This window comes from Caballeronia catudaia (assembly GCF_001544755.2).
Classification (GTDB): domain Bacteria; phylum Pseudomonadota; class Gammaproteobacteria; order Burkholderiales; family Burkholderiaceae; genus Caballeronia; species Caballeronia catudaia.
Genome location: NZ_FCOF02000004.1, coordinates 177,306 through 202,001, shown reverse-complemented (window position 1 = coordinate 202,001; position 24,696 = coordinate 177,306). Strand labels below are relative to the sequence as shown.

The 24,696-nt window shown below is 64.7% G+C and carries 25 protein-coding genes; 14 read left to right on the top strand and 11 right to left on the bottom strand.

The window, feature by feature from the left end; all coding sequences use genetic code 11:
* The first annotated feature begins 2 nt into the window (after positions 1-2).
* Both AWB75_RS06390 and AWB75_RS06385 read left to right on the top strand, forming a co-directional pair.
* Complete coding sequence (locus AWB75_RS06390; RefSeq protein ID WP_087039102.1) at positions 3-176, top strand: DUF1328 domain-containing protein; 174 nt, start codon at positions 3-5, stop codon at positions 174-176.
* 158 nt (positions 177-334) lie between these two features.
* Positions 335-2,185 (top strand): sigma-54-dependent Fis family transcriptional regulator, encoded by a 1,851-nt coding sequence (locus tag AWB75_RS06385; protein ID WP_061123229.1) that lies wholly within the window; start codon positions 335-337, stop codon positions 2,183-2,185.
* On the opposite strand, the gene eutC is transcribed toward AWB75_RS06385, so the two are convergent.
* Both eutC and AWB75_RS06375 read right to left on the bottom strand, forming a co-directional pair.
* Positions 2,182-2,949 (bottom strand): ethanolamine ammonia-lyase subunit EutC, encoded by a 768-nt coding sequence (gene eutC / locus AWB75_RS06380; protein ID WP_407642127.1) that lies wholly within the window; start codon positions 2,947-2,949, stop codon positions 2,182-2,184. The genes AWB75_RS06385 and eutC overlap by 4 nt on opposite strands.
* The gene (locus tag AWB75_RS06375) at positions 2,946-4,325 is read right to left on the bottom strand and encodes an ethanolamine ammonia-lyase subunit EutB (protein ID WP_061123228.1); all 1,380 of its coding nucleotides are present in this window, start codon (positions 4,323-4,325) and stop codon (positions 2,946-2,948) included. Before AWB75_RS06375 ends, eutC begins: the two co-directional genes overlap by 4 nt.
* Positions 4,326-4,461: 136 nt before the next feature.
* Here AWB75_RS06375 and mnmH point away from each other — a divergent pair, with 136 nt between their 5' ends.
* Both mnmH and AWB75_RS06365 read left to right on the top strand, forming a co-directional pair.
* Positions 4,462-5,559 (top strand): tRNA 2-selenouridine(34) synthase MnmH, encoded by a 1,098-nt coding sequence (mnmH, locus tag AWB75_RS06370; RefSeq protein ID WP_061123325.1) that lies wholly within the window; start codon positions 4,462-4,464, stop codon positions 5,557-5,559.
* Entirely contained in the window at positions 5,553-6,605 is a 1,053-nt protein-coding gene (locus tag AWB75_RS06365) for a permease (protein ID WP_061123227.1), read from the top strand. Before mnmH ends, AWB75_RS06365 begins: the two co-directional genes overlap by 7 nt.
* Before the next feature lie 10 nt (positions 6,606-6,615).
* Here AWB75_RS06365 and AWB75_RS38035 read toward each other — a convergent pair whose 3' ends face one another.
* The 3 genes from AWB75_RS38035 to AWB75_RS06355 are packed head-to-tail and all read right to left on the bottom strand — an operon-like array spanning position 6,616 to position 9,134.
* Positions 6,616-6,753 carry a hypothetical protein gene (locus AWB75_RS38035; protein WP_200822932.1) on the bottom strand — a complete coding sequence of 46 codons (138 nt, stop codon included), beginning with the start codon at positions 6,751-6,753 and terminating at the stop codon, positions 6,616-6,618.
* Positions 6,731-7,732, bottom strand: coding sequence for a cytochrome d ubiquinol oxidase subunit II (gene cydB / locus AWB75_RS06360; protein ID WP_061123226.1), 1,002 nt, complete (start codon positions 7,730-7,732; stop codon positions 6,731-6,733). Before cydB ends, AWB75_RS38035 begins: the two co-directional genes overlap by 23 nt.
* 4 nt (positions 7,733-7,736) lie before the next feature.
* Positions 7,737-9,134, bottom strand: a complete 1,398-nt coding sequence (locus tag AWB75_RS06355; protein WP_061123225.1) for a cytochrome ubiquinol oxidase subunit I — start codon at positions 9,132-9,134, stop codon at positions 7,737-7,739.
* Positions 9,135-9,526: 392 nt separating this feature from the next.
* Between AWB75_RS06355 and ypfJ the strand changes: the two genes are divergently transcribed.
* From ypfJ to AWB75_RS06335, 3 genes are all read left to right on the top strand, one after another.
* The gene (gene ypfJ / locus AWB75_RS06350) at positions 9,527-10,399 is read left to right on the top strand and encodes a KPN_02809 family neutral zinc metallopeptidase (protein WP_061123324.1); all 873 of its coding nucleotides are present in this window, start codon (positions 9,527-9,529) and stop codon (positions 10,397-10,399) included.
* A 226-nt stretch (positions 10,400-10,625) separates the two neighbouring features.
* The gene (gene waaC / locus AWB75_RS06340; RefSeq protein WP_061123223.1) at positions 10,626-11,639 is read left to right on the top strand and encodes a lipopolysaccharide heptosyltransferase I; all 1,014 of its coding nucleotides are present in this window, start codon (positions 10,626-10,628) and stop codon (positions 11,637-11,639) included.
* 175 nt (positions 11,640-11,814) lie between these two features.
* Positions 11,815-12,717 (top strand): flagellar brake protein, encoded by a 903-nt coding sequence (locus AWB75_RS06335; RefSeq protein WP_061123222.1) that lies wholly within the window; start codon positions 11,815-11,817, stop codon positions 12,715-12,717.
* 24 nt (positions 12,718-12,741) lie between these two features.
* Here the strand turns inward: AWB75_RS06335 and AWB75_RS06330 are convergent, their stop codons facing one another.
* The 4 genes from AWB75_RS06330 to AWB75_RS06315 all read right to left on the bottom strand — a co-directional run bounded on the left by AWB75_RS06330 (position 12,742) and on the right by AWB75_RS06315 (position 16,019).
* On the bottom strand, positions 12,742-13,395 hold the full coding sequence (locus AWB75_RS06330) for a DsbA family oxidoreductase (protein WP_061123221.1): 654 nt from the start codon (positions 13,393-13,395) through the stop codon (positions 12,742-12,744).
* A gap of 125 nt (positions 13,396-13,520) precedes the next feature.
* Positions 13,521-14,870: an NAD(P)/FAD-dependent oxidoreductase gene (locus AWB75_RS06325; protein WP_061123220.1), complete on the bottom strand. Its 1,350-nt coding sequence runs from the start codon at positions 14,868-14,870 to the stop codon at positions 13,521-13,523.
* 1 nt (position 14,871) lies between these two features.
* Positions 14,872-15,255, bottom strand: coding sequence for a HEPN domain-containing protein (locus AWB75_RS06320; RefSeq protein ID WP_061123219.1), 384 nt, complete (start codon positions 15,253-15,255; stop codon positions 14,872-14,874).
* On the bottom strand, positions 15,252-16,019 hold the full coding sequence (locus AWB75_RS06315) for a hypothetical protein (RefSeq protein WP_061123218.1): 768 nt from the start codon (positions 16,017-16,019) through the stop codon (positions 15,252-15,254). Before AWB75_RS06315 ends, AWB75_RS06320 begins: the two co-directional genes overlap by 4 nt.
* Positions 16,020-16,427: 408 nt before the next feature.
* Here AWB75_RS06315 and AWB75_RS06310 point away from each other — a divergent pair, with 408 nt between their 5' ends.
* On the top strand, positions 16,428-16,859 hold the full coding sequence (locus tag AWB75_RS06310; protein ID WP_061123217.1) for an OsmC family protein: 432 nt from the start codon (positions 16,428-16,430) through the stop codon (positions 16,857-16,859).
* A 39-nt stretch (positions 16,860-16,898) separates the two neighbouring features.
* Here AWB75_RS06310 and AWB75_RS06305 read toward each other — a convergent pair whose 3' ends face one another.
* The gene (locus tag AWB75_RS06305) at positions 16,899-17,837 is read right to left on the bottom strand and encodes a LysR family transcriptional regulator (protein WP_061123216.1); all 939 of its coding nucleotides are present in this window, start codon (positions 17,835-17,837) and stop codon (positions 16,899-16,901) included.
* A 135-nt stretch (positions 17,838-17,972) separates the two neighbouring features.
* Between AWB75_RS06305 and AWB75_RS06300 the strand changes: the two genes are divergently transcribed.
* The 3 genes from AWB75_RS06300 to AWB75_RS06290 are packed head-to-tail and all read left to right on the top strand — an operon-like array spanning position 17,973 to position 20,917.
* Entirely contained in the window at positions 17,973-18,818 is an 846-nt protein-coding gene (locus AWB75_RS06300) for a fumarylacetoacetate hydrolase family protein (RefSeq protein WP_061123215.1), read from the top strand.
* Entirely contained in the window at positions 18,815-19,567 is a 753-nt protein-coding gene (locus AWB75_RS06295) for an SDR family NAD(P)-dependent oxidoreductase (RefSeq protein WP_061123214.1), read from the top strand. Before AWB75_RS06300 ends, AWB75_RS06295 begins: the two co-directional genes overlap by 4 nt.
* Before the next feature lie 33 nt (positions 19,568-19,600).
* On the top strand, positions 19,601-20,917 hold the full coding sequence (locus AWB75_RS06290) for an MFS transporter (protein WP_061123213.1): 1,317 nt from the start codon (positions 19,601-19,603) through the stop codon (positions 20,915-20,917).
* A gap of 6 nt (positions 20,918-20,923) precedes the next feature.
* Here AWB75_RS06290 and AWB75_RS06285 read toward each other — a convergent pair whose 3' ends face one another.
* On the bottom strand, positions 20,924-21,175 hold the full coding sequence (locus tag AWB75_RS06285; RefSeq protein ID WP_061123212.1) for a nucleotidyl cyclase domain-containing protein: 252 nt from the start codon (positions 21,173-21,175) through the stop codon (positions 20,924-20,926).
* Positions 21,176-21,473: 298 nt separating this feature from the next.
* Here AWB75_RS06285 and AWB75_RS06280 point away from each other — a divergent pair, with 298 nt between their 5' ends.
* The 3 genes from AWB75_RS06280 to AWB75_RS06270 all read left to right on the top strand — a co-directional run bounded on the left by AWB75_RS06280 (position 21,474) and on the right by AWB75_RS06270 (position 24,669).
* Entirely contained in the window at positions 21,474-22,568 is a 1,095-nt protein-coding gene (locus AWB75_RS06280) for a calcium:proton antiporter (RefSeq protein WP_061123211.1), read from the top strand.
* 106 nt (positions 22,569-22,674) lie between these two features.
* Positions 22,675-23,472 carry an ABC transporter substrate-binding protein gene (locus AWB75_RS06275; protein ID WP_061123210.1) on the top strand — a complete coding sequence of 266 codons (798 nt, stop codon included), beginning with the start codon at positions 22,675-22,677 and terminating at the stop codon, positions 23,470-23,472.
* Between the two features lie 75 nt (positions 23,473-23,547).
* The gene (locus AWB75_RS06270) at positions 23,548-24,669 is read left to right on the top strand and encodes a succinylglutamate desuccinylase/aspartoacylase family protein (protein WP_061123209.1); all 1,122 of its coding nucleotides are present in this window, start codon (positions 23,548-23,550) and stop codon (positions 24,667-24,669) included.
* Positions 24,670-24,696: the final 27 nt, after the last annotated feature.

The following is a 24,696-nucleotide window of genomic DNA, read 5'->3' as shown; positions in this document are numbered from 1 at the left end:
CCATGCTCAAGCTCGCCATTCTGTTTGCGGTCATTTCCGTCATCGCCGGTTTTTTTGGGTTTACGCGCGTGTCGTCCGGCGCGGCGGGGATCGCCAAGATCTGCTTCTTCATTTTCCTGATTCTTTTCGTCATCTTCCTGGTCGTCGCGATTTCGGCGGGTTCGCTGGTGCTATAGCGGCGCAACGGTGTGTCAACGTCGCGCGCGGAAACTCCGCGCTTCCTCGAATCGACCCGCGCGCAACGACGGTGTTACATTGCCGCGAGGAGACATTCACGCGACGGCGGGCGGCGCTTCGGCCGAACCTGCCGCGGTGAAGCGAAAAGGAGGAGGCAATGCATGCCATCAGCGCGGCCTTGCGGCCGGAGCAACGCGACGTCATCCGTCACTCGCACGAGCGCTCGGCGACGTTCGGCCTCTTCGAGGCGATGCGCCCGGATTACGCCGTGCTGTCGGGCGCGGCGCTCGCCGTCAAGCTCGATGAAAGCCGCGCGTTGTTCGCGCACGCGCTGCCGGTGATGGAATCGCTCTACGCGCAGATAGCGAACACGCACAGCATGATCGCGCTGACCGACGCGGGCGGCCTCATCCTGCATTCGCTCGGCGACGACGATTTCCTCGCGCGCGCCGAAAAGGTCGCACTGCGCGCGGGCGCGGTATGGAGCGAGGCGCATCAGGGCACCAACGCTATCGGCACGACGATCGCGGAGTGCAACGCCGTCACCGTGCACGGCGACCAGCACTATCTGCGCGCCAATCGGTTCCTCACCTGTTCGAGCGTGCCGATCCTCGATCCGCACGGCAATCTCTCCGGCGTGCTCGATGTCACCGGCGACCGCCGCGGCTATCACCAGCACACGATGGCGCTCGTGAAAATGTCCGGCCAGATGATCGAAAACCGGCTCATCGCGAGCGCGTTCGGCGACGGTCTGCGAATCCACTTTCATAGCCGGCCCGAGTTCATCGGCACGCTGATGGAAGGCATCGCCGTCTTCGACCTCGACGGGCGTCTCTTGTGCGCGAACCGGAGCGCGCAGTTTCAGCTCGGTCTAGAACTCGGGGCCTTGCGCTCGCAGACGCTCGAGTCATTGTTCGGCGCGCGCGCCGATGTGCTGATCGCTTCGGCAGGCGAAGCGCCTTGCAGGCTGGAATTGCATAGCGGCGTCGTCGTGTTCGCGAATGTGGATTTTCATGGGCGCGCTTCATCGGCGGTCATATCGCGTGCGCCAGTGCGTGAGCCGACGACGTCGAAACTCGCCGATCTCTGCACCGGCGATGCGCAGATGAACGACATCGTCGCGCGCGTGCGCAAGGTCATCGGCAAGAACATCCCGATTCTGATCGGCGGAGAAACGGGCGCGGGCAAGGAAATGCTCGCGCGCGCCATTCACGGCGATTCGCCACGCCGCGCGGGGCCGTTCGTCGCGGTGAATTGCGCGTCGTTGCCCGAAACGCTGATCGAATCCGAACTCTTCGGTTACACGCCGGGCGCATTCACTGGCGCGGCGAAGCGCGGCGCGATCGGCAAGATCGCGCAGGCGAACGGCGGCACGCTGTTTCTCGACGAGATCGGCGACATGCCTCTCGCGATGCAAAGCCGCTTGTTGCGCGTGCTGCAGGAGCGCGTAGTCGAGCCGCTCGGCGCGGCGCGTGCGGTGCCGGTCGATTTCACGCTCGTTTGCGCGAGTAACCGCAAGCTGCGCGAACGCGTGGCGCAAGGCGAGTTTCGCGAGGATTTGTATTACCGCATCAACGGTCTTTCCGTGACGCTGCCGCCGCTCGCCGCGCGCACCGACCTGCGCGCGGTTGTCGACAAGCTATTGCGTCAGGAGCGCTTCGCGGGCCGCGTCGTGAGCATCGGCGAGGATGTGCTCGCGCTCTTCGCGCGTCATCCGTGGCCCGGCAATTTCCGGCAGTTGAGCAATGTGCTGCGCACGGCATCCGCGATGCTCGACGATCACGACACGCATATTCGCGTCGAACATTTGCCGCACGATTTCGTCGACGAGCTGGGCGAGTGCGCTCAGCCGGAAACTGCGCCAGCAAGCGCGGGCGGCGCGCGTCTTTCCGACATCGAAGCGAGCGCGGTCGCGGCGGCGCTCAGGACGCACGGCGGCAACGTATCGGCGACGGCGCGCGCGCTCGGCATATCGCGCACGACCTTGTATCGCAAGTTGCGCGTTTAGGCTTCGAGCGTGCCGGCGTTCGTCGCGGTCGCGGGCAGCGAGCCGCTCAAATCTTTCAGCCCGACGCCGGTGAGCTTCAGCCTGCGCGCTTCGTTCAGAATCCACAGCAATTTGAACGCGGCGGCGCCGTAATCGAGTCCTTCGGGGCGCACGTTCGAGATGCAGTTGCGTTCCGCGTCGTGGCGGCCGGCGCGCGGCGCGTAGGTCACGTAGAGGCCGAGGCTGTCGGGCGAGCTGAGGCCCGGCCGCTCGCCGATCATCACGACGACGATCGTCGCCCGCAAAAGCTCACCGATGCGGTCGCCCAGCGCGACGCGCGCCTGCGTCGCGATCACGACAGGCGCGATGTTCCAGCCTTCGAGCTGCGTGCGGACGCGCGTGAGCAGCGGCACGACATGACGTTGCGCGGCGAAGGCCGACAAGCCATCGGCGGCTACGAAGACGAGCTCGGGCGCGCACGCATGCGCCGCGAGCCGCTGAGCGCTTTCGTCGGTCAACAGGCGGCCCAGATCCGGCCGGCGCAGATAGCGATCGCGATCCGGCGCGGCGCTTTGCACGGCGAGCGTATCGAATCCGGCGGCGCGCAGCGAGGCGTCGAGCGCGGCCGTATCGAGCGGTTGATGCACGGCGTCGCGCGCCTGCGCATGCGCGAGCTCGAACGCGAGCAGGGGCGCCGTCGGCAGACTGCTGCCCGCCCGGCCCAGCGCGATGCGCGCGTTCGTGAAGCGCCTGAGCATCGTCCACGGGTCGGAATCTTTCATCATGCGTCGATCCAGTCGAGCAGCGGTTGCGTGGCGGCGCGGGAAAGCAAGAAGCCGTGCGAATCGGTGACGCGCATCTTTGCCAGCCACGCCTCGAATTCCGGCGCGCGCTTCAGATTCAGCGCGCGGCGGATATACAGCGCGTCATGAAACGACGTGCTCTGATAGTTGAGCATCACGTCGTCCGCGCCCGGCACGCCCATGATGAAGTTGACGTTCGCCACGCCGAGCAGCGTGAGCAGCGTGTCCATGTCGTCGGAATCGGCTTCGGCGTGATTCGTGTAGCAGATGTCGCAGCCCATCGGCACGCCGAGCAGCTTGCCGCAGAAATGATCTTCGAGTCCCGCGCGGATGATCTGCCGTCCGTCGTAGAGATATTCCGGGCCGATGAAGCCGACCACCGTATTCGTCAGCAATGGGCTGAAGCGGCGCGCGACGGCGTAGGCGCGCGCCTCGCACGTCTGCTGATCGACGCCGTGATGCGCGTTCGCCGACAGCGCGCTGCCTTGTCCCGTCTCGAAGTACATGACGTTATCGCCGACGGTGCCGCGCTTCAGCGACAAAGCTGCGTCGTGCGCTTCCTCCAGCAGCTTCAGGGACACGCCGAAGCTCGCGTTCGCGCGCTCGGTGCCCGCGACCGACTGAAACACGAGATCGACCGGCGCGCCGCGTTCGATCGCGGCGAGCGTGTTGGTGACGTGCGTGAGGACGCACGATTGCACGGGCACGTCGTAGCGCTGGCGGAAGTCGTCCATCATCGCGAGCAGGCGGCCGATGGCGTCGGGCGAATCGGAGGCGGGATTCACGCCGATGACGGCGTCGCCGCAGCCGTAGAAGAGGCCGTCGAGCATCGACGCGGCGATGCCTTTCGGGTCGTCGGTCGGATGATTCGGCTGCAGCCGCACCGACAGGCGTCCGGGCAGGCCGATCGTCGTGCGAAAGCGAGTGACGACCGGGCGCTTTTTCGCGGCGAGGATCAGGTCCTGATTGCGCATGAGCTTGGAGACGGCGGCGGCCATCTCCGGCGTGACGCCCATCGCGATGCTTTCGAGCGCGGCGGTGTCGGTGCTGTCGGCGAGCAGCCATTCGCGGAACTCGCCGACCGTCAGGTGCGCGATCGGCGCGAATGCGTCGCGCGAATGCGTATCGACGATGAGCCGTGTGACTTCGTCGTCTTCGTAGGGAATGAGCGGTTCATCGAGGAACGCGGCGAGCGGCGTCTGCGCGAGCGCCATTTTGGCGGCGACGCGCTCTTCTTCCGTCGCCGCCGCGATGCCCGCGAGCTCGTCGCCGGAGCGGCGCGGACTGGCGCGGGCGAGCAGCGTCTTCAGATCGTCGAAACGGTAGCGGCGCGCGCCGATCGTCTCGTGATAGCTCATCGCTCTTCTCCGAACGTTCGATGCGCTCACTTTAACCGCATCGCGCATCGGGACGAAAAAATACGCCGCACGAGCCGAAATGCGCCCGCATGCGATAATTTTTCGCTCGATTCAGCCATTGCCCGCCCGCAAGCCCGTGAAAAACCTGCTCGTTTCCGTCGACCGTCTGCGCGATTTCGATGAAATCGTCGACGTCCGCACACCGCTCGAATTCGCCGAGGATCACATTCCCGGCGCGATCAACGCGCCCGTGCTCAACAATGAGGAACGCGTGATCGTCGGGACGATGTACAAGCAGGTCTCGCCGTTCGAGGCGACGCGCGTCGGCGCGGCGATGGTCGCGCGCAACATCGCGCATCATCTCGACACGCTCTTCGCGGACAAGCCGCGCAACTGGCGGCCGCTGATTTATTGCTGGCGCGGCGGCAAGCGCTCCGGTTCGATGACGACGTGGCTCAACATGATCGGCTGGCAGGCGCGTCAGCTCGACGGCGGCTACAAGAGCTACCGGCGCGACGTGATGGAGCGACTCGGCACGCTGCCACGGCGCTTTCGCTATGTCGTGCTGATCGGCCACACAGGAAGCGGCAAGACGCGGCTGTTGCAGGCGCTTTCGGCGGCGGGCGCGCAGACGCTCGATCTGGAGGGACTCGCGGCGCATCGCGGATCGCTGCTCGGCGCGTTTCCGGGGCGTCCGCAGCCGTCGCAAAAGGCGTTCGATTCCGCGCTGTTGCAGGCGCTGTCGGGCTTCGATACGGCGCAACCGGTTTTCGCCGAAGCGGAAGGCCGGCGCATCGGCGCGATCACGATTCCCGACGCCGTGCTCGACAGCCTGCACGCGGCGTCGTGCGTGCAGGTGGAAGCGCGCCGCGAGGACCGCATCGCGTTTCTGCTGCAGGATTACGCGCATCTCTTCGACGATCCCGCGTTTTTCGAGACGCAGTTGTCGAAGCTCATCGGGCTGCATAGCCGCGAACGCGTGGAACACTGGCATCGCCTGATCCGTGACAACGCACGCGCCGCGCTCTTCGCCGAGCTGATCGACCAGCATTACGATCCCGCGTACGGACGCAGCAGCCAGGCGCTCTATACGGGATTGCCGCACGCGTCGCGCATGCTGTTCCGTCCGAACGATGCCGACAGCGTCGATCAGGCGAAAGCCTTGCTCGCGCGGCTCGCCGAAACGACGCCCGCACTCGGATTCAATCTCTCTTCTTCAAAGAAAAAATCATGACCACGTTCCGACAACCACGCGTCGCTCTCGGCTGGATGGTGTTCCTGCTAATCGCCGTCGTGGGACTGTTCTATGTCAAATGGTTTCCGTACTACAACCGCGCGTTCGTCGCGGCGAGCCAGCATTCGATCGGAAAGTCCATTCTGATGGGCACGGCCGCGAGCGCGCCGGAGCCGTCGTGGCAGGCCGCGCTCGATTACGCGATGGCCTACGGCAAAGCAATCTGGCAAGCGATGGTGCTCGGCCTCCTGCTCGGCTCCGCGGTGCAGGCGCTGATTCCGCCGCGCTGGGTTGCGCGGGCGCTCGGCGAGCACAACTTCGGCAGCGTCGTGAACGGTGGACTGATGTCCTTGCCGGGAATGATGTGCACGTGCTGCGCGGCGCCGGTCGTCGCGGGCTTGCGAGCGCGTGAGGCGGCGCCGGGCGCCGCCGTCGCGTTCTGGCTGGGCAATACCGTGCTCAATCCGGCGGCGCTGGTTTTCATGGGCTTCGTGCTCGGCTGGCAATGGACCGGCTTGCGCCTCGTGCTGGGCGTGCTGATGGTGTTCGGCCTGGGCTACGCGGTGAATCGCATGGTGACGCCGGCGCAGGCGGCGACATCGCGTCAGGCGCTCGCGAAGCTGATCGAGGAGGACGAGCCGGGCACGGCGTTCTCGCGCTGGATCAGGATTCTCGGGCGCATGGCCTTGCGCCTGATTCCCGAATACATCGTGCTTGTGCTGCTGCTCGGCGCGGCGCGCGCGTGGCTCTTTCCGCACATCGGTCCGGACATCGACAACGGTCTGCTATGGATCGTCGCGTTTGCAGTCGCCGGCACGCTCTTCGTGATTCCGACGGCGGGCGAGGTGCCCATCATTCAGGCGATGCTGTCGCTCGGCATGGCGGCCGGTCCGGCCGGCGCGCTGCTGATGACCTTGCCGCCCGTCAGCGTGCCGTCGCTTGCGATGCTCGCGCGGTCGTTTCCGCCGCGCGTGCTGGCGGTGGTGGCGGTGGCGGTGATGGGGTTCGGCGCCGTGAGCGGGGTGATCGCGGCGGCGTGGTTTTGAGCGTGCCCGCTCAATGAATCGCCGCGCCCGCCCTGATCAGCAGCTTGAACGGCAGGGCAAGCAGCATCGCGCCGCCGACGCCTGCCATCCACAAGGCTACGAACCAGAGGGCCTTGCGCCCGCGCTCAATGGTAGTGATGTTCGCCATGACGCACCTTTCCTCTGAAGACCCAATAGCCTAGCGTCGTGTACGCGACGATCACAGGCAGAATCACCGCCGCGCCGACGATCGTGAAAAGCTGGCTCGAACGGGGCGCGGCCGCATCCCAGATCGAAACGCCCGGGAAAATCTCGTGCGGCGAAATGCTCGCGACGAGTCCCGCATAACCGAGCAGCACGAAGCCGAGCGCCACCGCGAACGGACGCTTCTCGTGGCGCGACTGAATCGAGCGGCGCATCGTCCACGCGCAGAGCGCAACGAGCACCGGCACCGGCAACAGGCGATAGAACAGCGGCGAATCGAACCAGCGCGACGCGATGCCCGCATCCTGCAACGGCGTCCAGATGCTGACGACCGTGATCGTCGCGAGCTGCAACACCGTCAGTGGCCACACGACGCGATACACGCGCCGCTGCAAGTCGCCTTCGGTCTTCGCGATCAGCCAGCATGCGCCGAGCAGCGCATAGGTGACGACGAGCGCGCCGCCCGTGAAGATCGAGAAGGGCGAGAACCAGCCGAAGGCGTCGCCGGAAAAGCGGCCATCGGCGACGGGAATGCCGCCGAGGAACGCACCGAGCGCCACGCCCTGAAAGAACGTCGCGCCCGCCGATCCGCCGATGAACGCGAGATCCCACATGTGCTTCGTGCGCTGCGCCTTCGCGCGGATCTCGAACGAAACGCCGCGGAAGATCAGGCACACGAGCATCAGCACGAGCGGCAGATAGAGCGCGGACAGCACGGTCGAATAGACCATCGGAAACGCGGCGAACAGTCCCGCGCCGCCGAGCACGAGCCAGGTCTCGTTGCCGTCCCAGACGGGCGCGACGGTGTTCATCATCACGTCGCGATCGTGCTGGTCGGGAAAGAACGGAAAGAGAATGCCGATGCCGAGGTCGAAGCCGTCGAGCACCACGTAAAGGAACAGGCCGAACGCGATGATCGCGGCCCAGGCGAGAGTCAGGTCCATGTGCTTACGCTCCTTCGATGGACTGGTTAGGCAACGAAAGCGAACGACGCGCGGCGCCATCGGCCGCCTGCGCAGGCGAGCCCGGCAGCGCGGGACCGTGACGCAGCAGCTTCAACAGGTAGTAGATGCCGGTGCCGAACACGATCGTGTACACGATGACGAACGCGAGCAGGGACACGCCGACTTGCTGCGCGGTGACGGGCGATACTGCATCGGCCGTGCGCATCACGCCGTACACGACCCACGGCTGGCGGCCCGCTTCGGTCGTGACCCAGCCAGCGAGCAGTGTGATGAAACCAGTCGGGCCCATCGCGAGCGCGAAGCGATGGAACCAGCGCGCCTCGAACAGCCTGCGCTTGCGGTGCAGCCACCACGCGGCGAACGACATCACGATCATCAGCACGCCGAGGCCCGCCATCACGCGAAAGCTCCAGAACACGAGCGTCGAATTCGGACGGTCTTCCTTCGGAAATTCCTTCAGGCCACGAATTTCGCCGTCCCAGCTATGCGTGAGGATCAGGCTGCCGAGATGCGGAATCGACACGGCGTACTTGGTCGTTTCCGCGTCCATGTCGGGGATGCCGAAGAGATTGAGCGCGGTGCCGCCTTTTTCGGTCTCCCAGATGCCTTCGATCGCCGCGATCTTCGCCGGCTGATGTTCGCGCGTGTTCAGGCCGTGCGCGTCGCCGACGAGCGCCTGAATCGGCGCCAACGCGAGCAGCAGCCAGAGCGACATCGAGAACATCTTCTTGATGGCCGGATCGCGGCGGCCCTTCAGCAAATGCCACGCGCCGGTGGCGGCGACGACGAGCGCCGCGACGATGAACGCCGCGATCGCCATATGCGCGAGCCGGTACGGGAACGACGGATTGAAGATGATCGCCCACCAGTCGACCGGCACGACATGATCGCCTTCGATGCGAAAGCCCTGCGGCGTCTGCATCCAGCTATTCGACGCGAGAATCCAGAACGTCGAGATGAGCGTGCCGATCGCGACCATCAGCGTCGCGCCGAAATGCGCCTTCGGACCGACCTTGTTCCAGCCGAACAGCATGATGCCGAGGAAGCCCGCTTCGAGAAAGAATGCGGTCATCACTTCGTATGTGAGCAGCGGCCCGGTGACGGGACCGGCGAAGGTCGAAAATCCGCCCCAGTTGGTGCCGAACTCGTACGCCATGACGACGCCCGACACGACGCCCATACCGAACGCGACCGCGAAGACCTTGGACCAGAAGAGACACAGTTCGTTAAAGACCGGTTTGCCGGTTTTGAGCCAGGCGCCTTCGAGGACCGCGATGAAGCTCGCGAGCCCGATGGAAAGCGCAGGAAAGATGATGTGAAACGAGACGGTGAACGCGAACTGGATCCGCGCCAGATCGAGTGCTTCGGGAGTCGAATGCATGATGACTTTGTGCCTTGGAAATTCACGCGCGCCCGCAGTGGAAAGCGGGGGCTGCCCTGTACCGGATCAGACGTGTTACGGGCCGGAGCTTAGCGCTATTTCGAGGAACTATTGCGCTGCGTCAGGGATTTTGCATTGCGCGGAAATGCCGCAATTTCAAGGCGTTGCGACCGCTAGCAGATTGATTTACCAATGATTTCGAGATGAATCGATGGTGCGGTGCGGCAAGAGCGCGCACGCGCTTTCGCGACAATCGACCGCACTATTCGATCCGACTCGTGGAAGGCGCGGAAAGAAGTTTTACGATGCGCCGGCACGAGACGTGCGAGCCGGGCGGGTACCATAATGGCTTTTTGAACGCGCGCACCGCGCGAGCAGCAAGGAGAAGCATCATGCGTCTCGATGACGAAGCAGAAAGTCGCAATGTCGAAGACCGGCGCGGCGGGGGCGGCTTTCGGGTCGGCGGCGGATCGATCGGCATCGGTACGATCATCGTGGCGCTCCCGGCGTCGTATTTCTTCGGCATCAATCCGATGACGATCATCAACGGCGCGCAGGTGCTGCACGGCAACGCGCCGCAGCAGCAGGCCGCGCCAAGCAACGCGCCGCCCGCCAACGACGCCGGCGCGGTGTTCGTGCGCCGCGTGCTCGGCAACACCGAGCGCACCTGGCAGCACATCTTCCGCGCGCAGTTCAATCAGGACTATCCGACGCCCAGGCTCGTGATGTTCTCCGGCGCGACGCAGACCGCGTGCGGCACCGGCCAGACGGCGATGGGCCCGTTCTATTGTCCGGGAGACCGCAAGGTCTATATCGATCTCTCGTTTTATCGCGAACTGCGTGACCGCTTCGGCGCTAGCGGCGACTTCGCGCAGGCTTATGTGATCGCGCATGAAGTCGGGCATCACGTGCAGAATGTGCTCGGCATCATGGGCAAGGTCGATCAGGCGCGCTCGCGGATGTCGCGGGAACAGGCCAACGCGCTGTCGGTGCGTGTCGAGTTACAGGCAGATTGCTTCGCCGGTGTCTGGGCCGCGGTCGCGCAGCAACAGAACGCGAAGCTGATCGAGCCCGGCGATTTCGAACAAGGCTTGAACGCGGCGGCCGCGATCGGTGACGATCGCTTGCAGCAGCAATCGCAGGGGCGCGTCGTGCCGGAGGCGTTCACGCACGGCACGAGTGAGCAGCGTCAACGCTGGCTGCGGCGCGGCATGTCGTCAGGCGACGTCAGCCAGTGCGACACGTTCTCGGCGCGCTCGCTCTGAGCGTCATCGCGGCGGGCGGAGCCGGTCTTTCATCTCGAAATGGGCTATGCTGAACCGTCGAGGCGCGGCCGCTTCGCCGCTGCCGCTTGCCGCAGCGCTTACAAACGCTGATACCGCGCGCGTCTCAAAGTCATTAGAATCGCTGGTTTTCCGGGCGCGGCCATTTGTCCCGTGCGACGTGACGTCCTCCGGATCGTCCACGTACCGGAGCATTTCCGTAATATTCATGAAGCGAATTCTGATCGTCAAAGTCACGTCGCTCGGCGATATCGTCGAGACGCTACCGGTCGTTGCGGATCTGAGGCGCGCGTTTCCGTCCGTCAAGGTCGACTGGGCCGCGGACGCTGCCTTTGCCGACATCATCCGCTGGAATCCGGGCGTCGATCGCGTGCTGAGCGCGCCGCTGCGCAAGTTCAAGAAGGCGCGCAACTGGAACGATCTGAAGGACATCGCTGCATCGATCAGCGAACTTCGCGCGGAAAAATACGACGTGATCGTCGACATTCACGGCGTCTACAAGAGCGCGATCATCGCGTTCATCGCGCGGGGACGGCGGCGCTTTGGCTATCTGAACAAGGACCTCGGGGAACGGGGCGCGGCCTTTGCGTACAACGCGCGCTTCGGCCCGCGGCCACTCACCGATGCGTGGCGTGGCATGCGAGTGAGCGTCGCCGAGGCGCTCGGCTATCGATTCGACGAGACGCCCGACTACAACATTCAGTTGCCCGCGCTCGCGCGTGATCTGAATATTCCGCGTGGCACGCGCATCGCGATGTTGTTCCATGCGACGTCGGCGGACGTGAAAAAGTGGCCGAAAGAGCATTGGGGCGAAGTCGGCCGCTGGCTCGCCGCGCGCGGTTATACGATCGCGCTTCCTTGGGGCACGGAACGCGAGCAGGGCGAAGCGCAAGCGATCGCCGCGCTCGTTCCCGGCGCGATCGTGCTGCCGAAGCTGTCGGTCGTGGAATGCGCGCACTGGATTCGCGCGTCGGAGCTGGTCGTCGGCGCCGACACCGGGCTCGTGCATCTGGCCCATGCGCTGCAGCGCCGTACCGTCATGCTGTTTGCCGCGACTTCGCGCGAGCATTTCGGTGTAAACGATCCGGGCCGGTCAGTCTCGGTGGGCGAGGACGGCGCGCCCCCCGAGGTGCCGCAAGTGCTGGCCGCGATCGAAAGCGTGACGAGCGGGCCGTCGCGTGCGGCTTCGCCGTCGAGCGAATCCGGCGCGACGATCCGCTAACGCGTTCTCTCGATAGAACTTTTATGCGCATAAACCTCGTTCCGCGCATGCCGCTGGTCGAGTCGTAAATTCGAAACAAATATCAGTGCGGTGACGTAAAAGTTGCCGTACGACTCTTGACGACGCCCTCTGCAAGCACGACGATTGCGGAAACGCTTGAGAATCGTCCTATAAGATGACCGAAGAAACCGTCGCAGGGGCGCGCCAGTTACTGGTTCGCCTCCAACCTTCCGAGATACCGCTGAACGCCGCGCTCGAATGGCCCGTTGTGGCCGCCGATGGCGCGTTGCTCTTCGATGCGGGCGCCGTCGTGCCGGACGCGTCGGCGCGTGAGTTCATGTTTCGCCATTTCGAGCCGCACCGTGCGGTGCACGATCCCGCGCCGGGCGTGTCCGATGACGCGGACCTCGGGGACGGCCCGCTGACGCTGGAAGATATTGGTCTCACCATCGGTGCGCGAGTCGGCTTGCGCGGCACGGGCGGCACGGGCTCCGTCATGTATGCGAGCCGTGTGATCGGGTTTTCCGCGCCGCGCCGCAACGGCGACCGCTCGCTCTTTGTGACACAACCGGTGATGACGGGTTTCGATCCGCTCGACCTGACGCTCGGCGAACAGGTCGATCTCGTCGCGCTCACGGGGCGGGGCGTGTTCCGCTTTGCCTGCACCGTCGACGCCACCTGCCGCGAGCCGTTCAACTACGCGGTGCTGTCGGCGCCGGGTGCGATCCGCAGACTGCGCACGCGCAAGTTCGCGCGGATGCCGACGCGCCTCGCCGCACATTTCGCCCCGGATGGCCAGCCGCACGTCGCGCGACAACTGGGCCGCGTGAGCGACATCAGTCCTTATGGCATGTCGCTGATCGCCGCGAATCCGGCCGCGCGCGTGGGCGATCGCCTGAGTCTGTCGTTTCAGTTCAAGACCGATGGCGTCGACGTGAAGATCGACACCATAGCGATCGTGCGCCATGTCGGTGCGATTGATCCGGCCGATGGCAGCGCGGCCTACGGGCTCGAGTTCGAATCGGTCGAGCCGTCGCAGCGTATCGCGCTTAAATCGTTCATGGCCGAGCACAGCTAGCATCGCCAGCTTGTGGCAGCGGCGTCAGTTGCCCGGAAAGCCGTCCGGAAAGAGCCGCTCGACCGCCGCTTCGAAATGCTGGACCGGCGCGGCGCCGCGCAGGGCGATCGGCGCCGGCGGTTCCTGGCCGGGCGCCGGCTCGCGCGACAGCACCGCGAACGGCACGCCGGTCACGCCCAGCTTTTTTGCGAACTCTTCGTCTTCGATCACGAGATCGGTGTAGGTGCCGTCATCGAGCGCTTCTTCGAGCATCTCCGGATCGATGCCGCACGCCGCAGCGATATCGAGCAGCGCGTCGGTGTCGCCGATATCGATGCCTTCCTCGAAGTACGCCTTGAAGATCGCGCGATGCACGAGATCGTAGCGGCCCGATTCGCGCGCGAACATCGCGGTTTCGAAGGCCTTGCGGCTGCGCGGCGCGACCGGGGGCAGACGCATCGTCATGCCGCGCTCCTCCGCGAGCGGGCGCACCGAATTTTCCCAGGAATCGACGATCGTCTCGCCGTTCGGGTCGGGCAGGGGCGTCGGCTCCGGGCGCAATTCGAACGCGTGCCAGCGGATCTCGACCGCATCGCCGTATGCGTTGCGGAACTGGTCGAGCACGGGCGTCTCGAGATAGCAGAACGGGCAGATGAAGTCCGACCAGACGTCGATGTAAAGAACAGGCGTGGATGCCATGTGAGCCCCAAAACGAACGGCGCACGCGCGCCGTTTGACCGAACCAGGCGACCGCCGCGAAAAGCGACGGCCGCAAAAGCGGTATGTTAGCGCGTGCAGGCGACCGGCGCGTGTCGCCCGATGCGTCAAAATCCGCCGTCGATCTCGATCTTGCTGCCGTCGAAAAAGCGCGAAAGGCGAAACGCCCGTGGATCGACGAGCGGCGCGTCGTTCGCGACGATGTCGGCCATCAACTGGCCCGCACCCGGCCCGATGCCGAAACCGTGACCCGAAAAACCCGTCGCGACGAAGAGTCCCGGCCTGCGCTCGACGCCCGAAATGACCGGCACCGCGTCGGGCGTGACGTCGATGTAGCCGGCCCACGCCTGCTCGACGCGCAGATGAGCGAGCGCCGGAAAGAGCGCGCGGAACTCCTTGAGCGCCGCTTGGTTGAACGATTCGACAGGCGCGGGATCGAGCGTGCGAGCGGCTTCGAAGATCGTCGGCCGGTCGAGCGGCCAGCGGCGCGGCCGGCGCAACGCCTCGAAGAAGCGCGCGTTCAGCCCGAGCTTGATCGAACCGATTTGACTCTTCAGCGCTGGCAGGAACTTGGGGAAGAGGCGAAAGCTGTCCGGTGTGATGTCGTGATGGCTATGAAACGCGTTGGCGATGGTGTAGCCGCCGTCGAGGCGCTTTCGATAACCCATTTCCTGATTGCACGCGCTCACGTCGGGGCCGTCGTCGCGTGTGTCGCTTTCCGACGTGCGCATGACCGACGAACGCACCATGAGTTGCGGCACATTGATGCCGAGGTTGCCCGCGAAGTAGCGCGTCCATGCGCCGCCTGCGACGACCACGCTCGCGCAGCCGATCCGTCCGTATTCGGTGACCACGCCGCTGATCGCGCCGCCGCTCGTCTCGATGCCGCGGACCGCGCAGGGCGTCAGCACTTTCACGCCGCGCTCGCGCAGCGCGGCCGCCATCGCGGGCACGGCGCGTTGGGGTTCGGCGCGGCCGTCGCTCGGCGTGTAGATGCCGCCGGCGAAACGCCGCGAGGTGCCTGCCATCAGCAAGGCGGTTTCGTCCGGGGAGACGATGCGCGAATCGAGTGCGTCGCGGCCGACGAGCGCGATGGCGCGCGCGAGCCAGGCTTCGTGATCGGCGAGGGCTTTGGCGTCGTCGGCGGCATAGAGGATGCCGCATTCGCGAAAGCCTGTGTCGATGCCGAGTTCCGCATCGATGCGCCGCCAGAGCTTCAGGCTTTCGAGGCTGAGTTCGAGCTCGCGCAAGTCGCGATGCGTCGCGCGGCACCAGCCCCAGTTGCGGCTCGACTGCTCGCCGGCGATGGTTCCCTTCTCGCAGACGGTGACGGACAGGCCTTTGCCGGCGAGCGCACGTGCGGTGCTGATGCCGATGATTCCGCCGCCGACGATGACGACATCGGCGCGGTCGGGCAGGGTGCGGTCTTCGGAGATGCGGTCGGTGGGTGGGCCCATGTTATGTGGTGCTCTTTAAAACGTTCAGGGCGAGCTCAGCGGACTTCGATGCCAGTTTGTGATCGACGTGCTCGTCGAGGTGGTAGTCCGCCATGACGCGTGCATTGCGTAACTGCGCCAAGTCGCTGGCGATCGCTTTCGATATCCGGTACTTTTCATCGCCTGGTTTGATCATGGGACTACCCAGTTGCGCGATCAGCTGTTCACGACTGCCACGCGCGTGTCCGACGGTACCGGGCACAGGCAGTTGCCGGTGGAACGCATGCGCCGCGTGGAATGCGCCGTAGTACGCCCGGCTGCAGACGGCCCGAAACCGTGGTTCATCTGCCGCATCGCTCAGCAACGCGGTTGCGCATTCGATAAGTTCCTCCGCCGTGCTGCTCATAGACGCCCGCCTTCGATCCAGACAGCAAGTGCGTTTAGGTCGAAACGCTCCAGCTTCTCTTCCTCGGGAATCATCTCGTAAGTCATGTTGTGTGCCGGCTCGAACGGGAGCGGCACGAGCAGCCTGTAACTCACGGTGCGGCAGACGCCCTCCACCGACAGGACGTGCGGCACGATGACAGCCTGATATCCATGCCGCCGCAACACGACGCCTCCGCAATCGAGCCGATTCCCGATGTCTTCGTCGGTGACGTTCGCATCCGTCATGATCGAACGCGCTTCCATTACTTGCTCGGACCACGCATCGTCCAGCTCGACGCCCGTGTTGCGCGCTCCTTCGATCAATTCGGCCGTGCGGCCGATCGCCCCCGCAAGAAACCCACACCGTGCGATCTCAGCGAGATTCCGGTTCCGCGCCACGCACAGCTCGCGAAACAGACCCTGCGCGCCGGAGAACAATCCCAGATTCAGCCGCGTGATCATCCAGTTCTCTCGATTCACGCCCGTGTGCCCGAGCGCCACGCTATTTGTGAACGCCGCCTCAGCGCCTTCGACGTCGCCGGTGAGCGCGCGCCATGATCCCGTCAATTCCCACGCGGCGCATGCGTCCACGCGCATGAGCTGATCGATGTCATGTCTTATCGCGCTCCATTCGCGTGAGAGCGGCGTTATTTCCGACGTGTCGATGAAGCGCGGCGATGCAGCCTGCAGCGCGTTGATGCGATCCACGATCTGATGCGTTTTCGGTTGAGGTAGTGCGTTCATGCTGGTTGCCAGGAGATGCGAAAGACGATGCCGCATTTGACGAACGACCGAACCGCGCCTTATCGCGCATCGGTCAAAACGGCGGGTGAAAGGATGCTAAGTGAATCGTTCGTCTTTGACCATACGAATGAAGTTGCCCGAAAACAGCAAAACCGCGATGACTTGCCGCAAAGCCCCGTGGAACAAGGCTTTCGGCTCGTCATCATCCAAACGTCATAGGCCGATTCGCCGACTCCCTGCGTCCGCTCGCGCGTTCCGCTACGATGCTCGACGGCGCACTTGTCTGAAACCATTCAGGCTATCGAAGCGGGCACGGCACGTGCGGCAGGTCATGACGCGCACGCCTCGCAAACAGCTTCACGCGGGCGACAGTCATCGCAATTCCACTTCATCTTCGGGAGAACTCTCGTGCAAAAGACAGCATCGGCAAAATGGAGCGGCGGGATCAAGGACGGCAAGGGTTTCATCACGACGCAAACCGGCGTGCTCAACGAGGCGCCCTATGGCTTCAAGTCGCGTTTCGAGGAAGGTCCGGGCACGAATCCCGAAGAATTGATCGGGGCGGCACACGCGGGCTGCTTCACGATGGCGCTCTCGCTGCAACTCGAGCAGGCCGGCATGAAGGCCGAGAGCCTCGAAACGAAATCGACGGTCACGCTCGACAAGGACGGCGACGGCTTCACGATCACCGCTTGCCAGCTCGACCTCAAGGCGAAGATTCCCGGTGCGGACAAAGCCGCGTTCGACAAAGCCGCGCAGGCCGCGAAGGAAGGCTGCCCGGTTTCGAAGCTCTTCGCGGGCAACACGAAGATCACGCTGAACGCCGAACTGGTGTCGTAAGCAGACATCACGCGCAGTGTATCGACGCGGACGGGCACGTTACCCGTCCGCGTTTTTTTCGCGCGTCAGTTCCTCGATGACGAGCCGCGCCGGCGCCGGCAGCGCCGCGCCTTTGCGCGTCACGACGCCGTACGGCTCCGTGCGCGAACGCACGGCAATGGCGAGCCGCTTCGCGAGTCCGTGCTCCGCGAGGAAGGTCGCCATGTCGAGCGGCATCATCGCGACGAGCGTCGGGTCGCGTTGCAGCAGCAGCACGGTCGTGATGGTCGAAGCCGTTTCGACCGGATGCAAGGGCAGCGGCAAGCCCGCTTCCTTGAACTCGCGCTCGTAAAGGCTGCGAATCGGCATGATGGCCGGATAGACGATCCATCGGCTCGACGCGAGGTCGGCGAGATCGACGCGCGGCGCATCGACGAGTGCATGCGCGACGCCCGCGACGATCGCGAGCGGTTCGTCGCGCAACTCGACGTAGTGGTAATGATCGGGCTGCCGCGCGACGCTGGCGCGGCAGATCGCGACATCGAGCCGTCCCTGATCGAGCAGCGAAAGCAGCCGCGCGCTCGTGTCCTCGACCACTTCGACGGTCAGCGCCGGCTGTCGCTCCCGCAGGCGCGCGAGCGCATCGACGAGCACGCCCGATACGGCGCCCGTGATCGAGCCGATCGCGAGCCGCCCGCCCGTGCCTTGCAGAATGCCCGCCATCTCCTCACGCAAGTGCGCGACGTCCATGTGAATCAGCCGCGCATAGCGGATCACGCAGCGGCCGAGCTCGTTGGGCTGGATGCCTTGCGCGGAACGCGTGAAGAGCGTCGCGCCGAGCGTCGCTTCGATCTCGCGCAGCGCCTTGGTCGCGCCGGGTTGCGTGAGCGCCATTTCATCGGCGGCGCGATGCAGCGAGCCGTGATCGTCGAGCGCGATCAAGAGACGCAGTTGCTTGAGCCGCAGACGCGCGGCAATGGAATCGACGTTCGGCAGCATGCGCGCGACGGTTGATCAGGGAGAACACGAAGATAACGCAAAGTTATCTCCCGTGCCGCAGCTTTCATTATTCAAGCGCGCCGTGGTTCTCTACATTGTGGGCTTCCGTTCAACTGTTCAAGGAAGCCCCGACTCATGAAGCTCTTGCGATACGGCGCGCCCGGCCGCGAAAAACCCGGCCTTCTCGATTCCAGCGGCACGATCCGCGACCTGTCGGGCGTCATCGGCGATATTGCGGGCGACGCGCTGCTGCCCGAATCGCTCGCGCGTCTTTCGAAGCTCGATCCGTCGACGTTGCCGAGCGTGCCTGCGGGCGAACGCATCGGGCCGTGCGTGGGACGCATCGGCAAGTTCATCTGCATCGGGCTGAACTATGCCGATCACGCGGCGGAATCGAATCTGCCGGTGCCGGCCGAGCCGGTCGTGTTCAACAAGTGGCTGTCGGCGGTCGTCGGCCCGCACGACGACGTGCGCATTCCACGTGGCTCGAAAAAGACCGATTGGGAAGTGGAGTTGGGCGTCGTGATCGGCAAGGGCGGCGCGTATATCGACGAAGCCGACGCGATGAGCCACGTCGCCGGTTATTGCGTGATCAACGACGTGTCCGAGCGCGAGTATCAGATCGAGCGCGGCGGCACCTGGGACAAGGGCAAGGGCTGCGACACGTTCGGTCCGATCGGCCCGTGGCTCGTCACCACGGACGAAGTGCCCGATCCGCACAAGCTGCCGCTCTGGCTCGAAGTCGACGGCAAGCGCTATCAGAACGGCAACACCGGCACGATGATCTTCAAGGTCGGCGAGATCGTCTCGTATCTATCGCGTTTCATGAGCCTGCAACCGGGCGATGTCATCTCGACGGGCACGCCGCCGGGCGTCGGCATGGGCCAGAAACCCGAGCCCGTCTATCTGCGCGCGGGGCAGACGATGCGCGTCGGCATCGAAGGGCTGGGCGAACAAGAACAACGCACGGTGGACGCATGAACCAGTACGACTTCACGAATCGCGCGGCCGTGGTGACGGGCGGCGCGCAGGGCATCGGTTATGCGGTGGCGGAGCGTCTGCTCGAAGGCGGGGCGCGCGTCGCGTTGTGGGATCGCGATGAAGGCGCGCTGGCCGAAGCGCGCGCTTCACTGGCGAAGACCGGCGATGTGGAAACCGTGCTCGTCGATCTGACCGATCGCGATGCGGTCGCACGCGCCACATCGGCCACGCTCGCGCGCTTCGACAAGATCGACGTGCTCGTGCACAGCGCGGGCATCGCGGGCGCGAATGCGCCGGTTGCCGATTACGCGCCCGAAGAATGGGCGCGCGTGATCGACGTCGATCTGAATGCGGCCTTTCACGTGAACCAGTCGGTCGTCAAAACGATGATCGCGCGCGGTTATGGACGCATCGTGAATATCGCGTCGATCGCGGGCAAGGAAGGCAACCCGAACGCGTCGGCGTACAGCGCGGCAAAGGCCGGCGTGATCGCGCTGACCAAGAGCCTCGGCAAGGAAACGGCCGGGCTGGATATCGCGGTGAACGCCGTCACGCCCGCCGCCGCGCGCACGAAAATCTTCGAGCAGATGAAGCAGGAGCATATCGACTACATGCTGTCGAAGATTCCGCGCGGGCGCTTCGTCGAGGTGAAGGAGATCGCGTCGATGGTCGCGTGGCTCGTGTCGTCGGAGAACTCGTTCACGACGGGCGCGGTATTCGATCTGTCGGGAGGGCGCGCGACTTACTGATACCGCGGTCAATAAAAACCAAAGGAGACAAACGTGGATTCCATCGCCGCCCCGCGCGCACTCGCGCACGACGACGCCCAGATCTACCGCAACGTGTTCTGGCGCTTCGTGCCGCTGTTCGTCGCATGCTTCGTGTTTTCGTATCTCGACCGCATCAATATCAGCTTCGCGAAGCTGCAGATGCAAAGCGAGCTTGGCTTCTCCGATGCGATGTACGGCTTCGGCGCAAGCGTGTTCTTCGTCGGATACTTTTTATTCGAAGTACCAAGCAATATCGTTCTGCATCGCGTCGGGGCGAAGCGCTGGATTGCGCGCATCATGATCACGTGGGGCATCGCGTCGGCGTGCATGATGTTCGTGCGCACCGACACGTGGTTCTACGCGCTGCGCTTTCTGATCGGCGCGCTCGAAGCGGGCTTCGTGCCGGGCGCGCTGTACTTCTTCACGAAGTGGTTTCCGTCTTCACGCCGCGGGCGCATCAATTCGTTTTTCATGGCGTCGATCGCGCTGTGCGGGATCATCGGCAGTCCGCTCTCGGGCGCGATCATGAAGTTCTGCGATGGCATGAACGGCATGCCCGGCTGGCAATGGCTCTTTCTGCTCGAAGGCATTCCATCGGTGCTGCTGGGCTTCGTCGTGCTCGCTTTCGTCGATGACGACGTCGATCACGCGAAATGGCTCGACGCCGACGAGAAACGCGCGCTCAAAGCACAACTCGCGAGCGATCCGAAAGTCGGCGAAGTGCATTCGCTGAAAGCCGCGCTCAGCGAGCCCGTCACGCTCGTGATGGCGCTCATCTATCTCTTTCTCGCGATGGGCATCTACGGCCTCGTCTTCTGGATGCCGCAGCTCGTGAAGACTGCGGGCACGAGCGATCCGTTCATGATCGGCCTGATCTCGATGCTGCCCTACGCGGTCGCGGGCATCGGCATGATTCTGATCGGCAGGCATTCCGACCGAACCGGCGAACGCCGCTGGCATCTCGGCGCGTGCGCGCTCGCGGGCACGATCGGTTACGTGCTGTGCGGCTTCTTTCCGGGCAACACGGTGATGCTCGTGATCGGGCTGACGATCGCGGCGACCGGCATCATCACGTCGCTCGGCCTCTTCTGGATTTTGCCGACGCGCTTTCTCTCCGGCATCGCGGCGGCGAGCGGCATCGCGCTCATTAATTCGGTGGGGCAGTTCGGCGGCATCATCAGCCCGTACATGGTCGGCAAGGTGAAGACGATGACCGGCAGCGCGACGCCTGGTCTCTATGCGATCGCGTTCGCATGCCTGCTCGGGGCGGTGCTGATCGTATGGGGCTTGCCGCGACGTCTCTACTTCAGGGAAAGCGGCAGCGCATGACGTGCGCTAGCGCGCTTGGCCGTGCTTTCGGGCGGCCTTGTGCGCGTGCATCTTGCTATCGCTCGACGCGAGCAGGTCGATGATCGACGCGTGCCGCTGTGCGTCGAACTGCGTCTGTCCGACGCTGAAGCGAATCTGATAGCCGCGCGACGATACCGCGTCGCTCGCCGTCAGCGCATGGCGCAAACGGTCGAGCGCGCCTTGCGTTTCGTCGCCGCCGGCGTCGGTCAACAGCGCGACGAACTCGTCGCCCGCCAAGCCGCCCGATCACATCGCTTTCCCTCAACGACCCGCGCAACGCGGCCTTCGTGACCGCTAAAGCCCTATTCCCTGACAATTGCCTAAATAATTCACCCGATGGCAAACCGTGCGCGAGAACGCGCCCCGCGCCGAGTTTTCGCTATCATGCCGATGGTCTGCGGCCCTTTGTCACGGCAACTTCCTTGCACGCGCGCCGCCCGAGCAGGTCCGACGCATTCGGCGCGTTTTTGCTGCGATCTTGCGGCCACATCGCATGAGCCGACGATCCCATTCACCCGATCCGCCCGGAGCGCCGATGAAATTCAAGCTGGACTGGACCCTCGTTACCCCCATACTCGCGCTCGTCGTGCTCGGCGCGGCCTCCGTCATTCACGGCAGCGTGCTGATCGCGCTCGCGGCCATCGCGCTCGCGCTCGCGGTGTTCGCGGCCGTGCATCACGCGGAAGTGGTCGCGCATCGCGTCGGCGAGCCGTTCGGCACGCTGGTGCTCGCGGTCGCCGTCACCGTGATCGAGGTCGCGCTGATCGTCTCCGTGATGCTCTCCGGCGGCCCGGAAAAAGCCGGCCTTCCCCGCGATACCGTGTTCGCCGCGATCATGATCTGCGGTTGCGGCATCGTCGGGCTGAGTTTGCTCGTCGGCGGCTTGCGGCATCACGTGCAGGACTTTCAGTTGCAAGGCGCGAGCGCGGCGCTCGCGATTCTCTGCGCGTTGTCCGTGCTCACGCTCGTGCTGCCGAACTTCACGAGCACGGTCGTGGGGCCGGCGCTGTCCACGTCGCAACTGATTTTCGTCGGCGTGATTTCGCTCGTGCTGTACGTGACGTTCGTGTTCGTGCAGACGATCCGTCATCGCGATTATTTTCTGCCGTTCACGCCGCCCGTCGCCGCCGATGCGCGCGCGGAAGACGACGCGTTCCACGCGCCGCCGCCGACGAGCCGCGAGGCGTGGATCGCGCTCGTGTTTCTGATGCTGTCGCTCGTGTCGGTGGTCGGGCTCGCGAAGCTGCTGTCGCCGGCGGTCGAGGCGGGCATCGCGGCGGCGGGTGCGCCCGAAGCCCTGGTCGGCGTCGTGATCGCTGCGCTCGTGCTATTGCCCGAAGCCCTCGCCGCATTGCGCGCGGCTCGCCTGAACCGTCTGCAAACGAGCCTGAATCTCGCGCTTGGCTCCGCGCTCGCGAGCATCGGCCTGACGATTCCGGCGGTGGCGGTCGTGTCGATCGTCATGGACCAGCCGATTGCGCTCGGGCTTGCGAACAAAGAAATCGTCATGCTGGCGCTCACGCTGCTCGTGTCCGTCATCACGCTCGGCACGGGCCGCTCGACGGTGCTGCAGGGCGTCGTGCATCTCGTGATCTTCGCGGCTTTCCTGTTTCTTTCGGTCGTGCCTTGATGGACGTCGTGCGCTGAATCGTGGGTTTTTGTTACCATTCGCGGTTTTGCGCGCGTTTCGCTCGCGCTTTGTCTCGCCGTCTCATCGAAAGTCCCGAAGGAAAAGCATGTCATTCAAGAAGTCCGCATCGCTCGCTGCGTGTTCTGTCATTGCCGCACTCGCCGCCGTTTCCATTTCCGCGCAAGCCAGAGAGATCACGCAAATCCGTTTCGCCGTCGATCCGTCCTATCCTCCGTTCGAATCCAAGCAGGCCGATGGCAAGCTCGCCGGATTCGACATCGACCTCGGCAATGCGCTCTGCGCGCAGATGAAGGTCAAGTGCGTGTGGGTCGAGAACAATTTCGACGGCATGATTCCCGGCCTGAAGGCGCGCAAGTTCGACGCCGTGCTGTCCGACATGGGCATCACCGAAGAGCGCCTCAAGCAGATCGATTTCACCGATCCGCTCTACGACACGCATGCGCAGCTCGTCGCGCGCGCGGGCTCCGGCATCCTGCCGACGCCGCAGGCGCTCAAGGGCAAGCGCGTCGGCGTGGAGCAGGGCACGGTGCAGGAACGTTACGCGAAGGTGAAGTGGGAGCCGCAGGGCGTGACGGTCGTGGCTTACGGCGATCAGGAGCAGGTCGAGGCCGATCTCGTCGCGGGCCGCATCGACGCGATGTTCACCGACGCCGCGCAAGCCGCCATCGGCTTTCTGAAGAAGCCGCAGGGCAAGCCGTTCGCGCTCGTCGGGACGATCGTCGAAGACAAGGCGATCATCGGTCCGGGCACGGCCATCGGCCTGCGCAAGGGCGATGCCGATCTGAAGAACGGCCTGAACAACGCGTTCGCCGAGATCAGGAAGAACGGCACGTTCAAGCGCATCATGGCGAAATACTTCGAGACCGATATCTCGATCCAGTGATCGCCGTCTGACACGTTCGCACGAGAAAGGCATCGTTCGCGGTGCCTTTCTTTTTTGACGAGAGCTTTCGAAAAGATGCAGGTTCATCATCATCCGCTCGTCTGCGCGTCGCTCGGCACGGGGCGCGCAATCACGAGCTACGCGTTCGGCCCGGGCGACGATATATCGCCGAAGGTCTACATTCAGGCCTCGCTGCATGCGGACGAACTGCCGGGCATGGTCGTCGCGTGGTATCTGAAGCGACACTTGACCGAACTGGAAGCGGCCGGACGGCTCGCGGCGCGCGTGGTGCTCGTGCCGGTCGCCAATCCGGCGGGGCTCAATCAGCAGTGGTTCGGCGCGCAGATGGGCCGCTTCGAGATGCGTTCGGGCCAGGATTTCAACCGGCGCTTTCCCGAGGCCGGGCCCGCGCTGGCGCTGGAACTGAAGCACCGCCTGATGGACGATGAGACGCACAACGCGCGGCTCATTCGCGCCGCACTTCGGGAACACTTCGCGGCGCTGATGCCGGTTAACGAGCTCGACTCGCAACGCATCGAACTGATGAAGCTCGCGTGCGACGCGGATCTCGTCATCGATCTCCATTGCGACTGGGAAGCCGTCGCGCATCTATACACGACGCCCGAAGCGTGGCCTGCGGTCGAGCCGCTCGCGCGCTATCTCGGCAGCGAGGCGCAACTGCTCGCGGACGTCTCCGGCGGCGAGCCGTTCGACGAAGCGTGTGCATCGGCGTGGCGCTATCTGCGCGGCGCGTTCGGCGAGCGTTTTCCGGTTCCGCAGGGCATGACGCCGGTTACGCTGGAACTGCGCGGCGTGCGCGACGTATCGCATGAAATGGCGGCGCGCGATGCGCAGGCGATCGTCGACTATCTGACGCATATCGGGATGATTTCGGGCGACGCGCCCGAGCCGCCCGCGCTGCGCCGTCCCGCGACGCCGCTCGCTGGATGCGAGTACGTGCACGCGCCGGTGTCGGGCGTGATCCTGCATCGACGGGAAGTGGGAGAGGCGGTGCGCGCGGGCGACACGATCGCCGACGTGCTCGATCCGCTCGACGACCAGCTCGTGCCGCTCGTCGCGCGGACGGAAGGCGTGCTGTACGCGCGCCACTGGACACGCTTCGCCACGGCGGGAATGCTGGTCGCGCGCATCGCGGGCGAAGACGCCGCGCGCACGGGCGACCTGCTCGTGCCGTAGGCGTGCCGCGGCGGGTACCATAGGTTC

Excerpts from the sequence above, each read along its gene's own strand:
- AWB75_RS06300 (WP_061123215.1), top strand. The coding sequence starts at position 17,973 with ATGAAGCTCTTGCGATACGGCGCGCCCGGCCGCGAAAAACCCGGCCTT.
- AWB75_RS06355 (WP_061123225.1), bottom strand. The coding sequence starts at position 9,134 with ATGCATTCGACTCCCGAAGCACTCGATCTGGCGCGGATCCAGTTCGCG.
- eutC (WP_407642127.1), bottom strand. The coding sequence starts at position 2,949 with ATGATGAAAGATTCCGACCCGTGGACGATGCTCAGGCGCTTCACGAAC.
- AWB75_RS06335 (WP_061123222.1), top strand. The coding sequence starts at position 11,815 with ATGACCGAAGAAACCGTCGCAGGGGCGCGCCAGTTACTGGTTCGCCTC.
- waaC (WP_061123223.1), top strand. The coding sequence starts at position 10,626 with ATGAAGCGAATTCTGATCGTCAAAGTCACGTCGCTCGGCGATATCGTC.
- AWB75_RS06390 (WP_087039102.1), top strand. The coding sequence starts at position 3 with ATGCTCAAGCTCGCCATTCTGTTTGCGGTCATTTCCGTCATCGCCGGT.
- AWB75_RS06375 (WP_061123228.1), bottom strand. The coding sequence starts at position 4,325 with ATGAGCTATCACGAGACGATCGGCGCGCGCCGCTACCGTTTCGACGAT.
- AWB75_RS06270 (WP_061123209.1), top strand. The coding sequence starts at position 23,548 with ATGCAGGTTCATCATCATCCGCTCGTCTGCGCGTCGCTCGGCACGGGG.
- AWB75_RS06325 (WP_061123220.1), bottom strand. The coding sequence starts at position 14,870 with ATGGGCCCACCCACCGACCGCATCTCCGAAGACCGCACCCTGCCCGAC.
- AWB75_RS06295 (WP_061123214.1), top strand. The coding sequence starts at position 18,815 with ATGAACCAGTACGACTTCACGAATCGCGCGGCCGTGGTGACGGGCGGC.
- AWB75_RS06305 (WP_061123216.1), bottom strand. The coding sequence starts at position 17,837 with ATGCTGCCGAACGTCGATTCCATTGCCGCGCGTCTGCGGCTCAAGCAA.
- AWB75_RS06275 (WP_061123210.1), top strand. The coding sequence starts at position 22,675 with ATGTCATTCAAGAAGTCCGCATCGCTCGCTGCGTGTTCTGTCATTGCC.
- AWB75_RS06320 (WP_061123219.1), bottom strand. The coding sequence starts at position 15,255 with ATGAGCAGCACGGCGGAGGAACTTATCGAATGCGCAACCGCGTTGCTG.
- AWB75_RS06330 (WP_061123221.1), bottom strand. The coding sequence starts at position 13,395 with ATGGCATCCACGCCTGTTCTTTACATCGACGTCTGGTCGGACTTCATC.
- AWB75_RS06385 (WP_061123229.1), top strand. The coding sequence starts at position 335 with ATGCATGCCATCAGCGCGGCCTTGCGGCCGGAGCAACGCGACGTCATC.
- AWB75_RS06315 (WP_061123218.1), bottom strand. The coding sequence starts at position 16,019 with ATGAACGCACTACCTCAACCGAAAACGCATCAGATCGTGGATCGCATC.
- AWB75_RS38035 (WP_200822932.1), bottom strand. The coding sequence starts at position 6,753 with ATGGCGAACATCACTACCATTGAGCGCGGGCGCAAGGCCCTCTGGTTC.
- AWB75_RS06280 (WP_061123211.1), top strand. The coding sequence starts at position 21,474 with ATGAAATTCAAGCTGGACTGGACCCTCGTTACCCCCATACTCGCGCTC.
- cydB (WP_061123226.1), bottom strand. The coding sequence starts at position 7,732 with ATGGACCTGACTCTCGCCTGGGCCGCGATCATCGCGTTCGGCCTGTTC.
- ypfJ (WP_061123324.1), top strand. The coding sequence starts at position 9,527 with ATGCGTCTCGATGACGAAGCAGAAAGTCGCAATGTCGAAGACCGGCGC.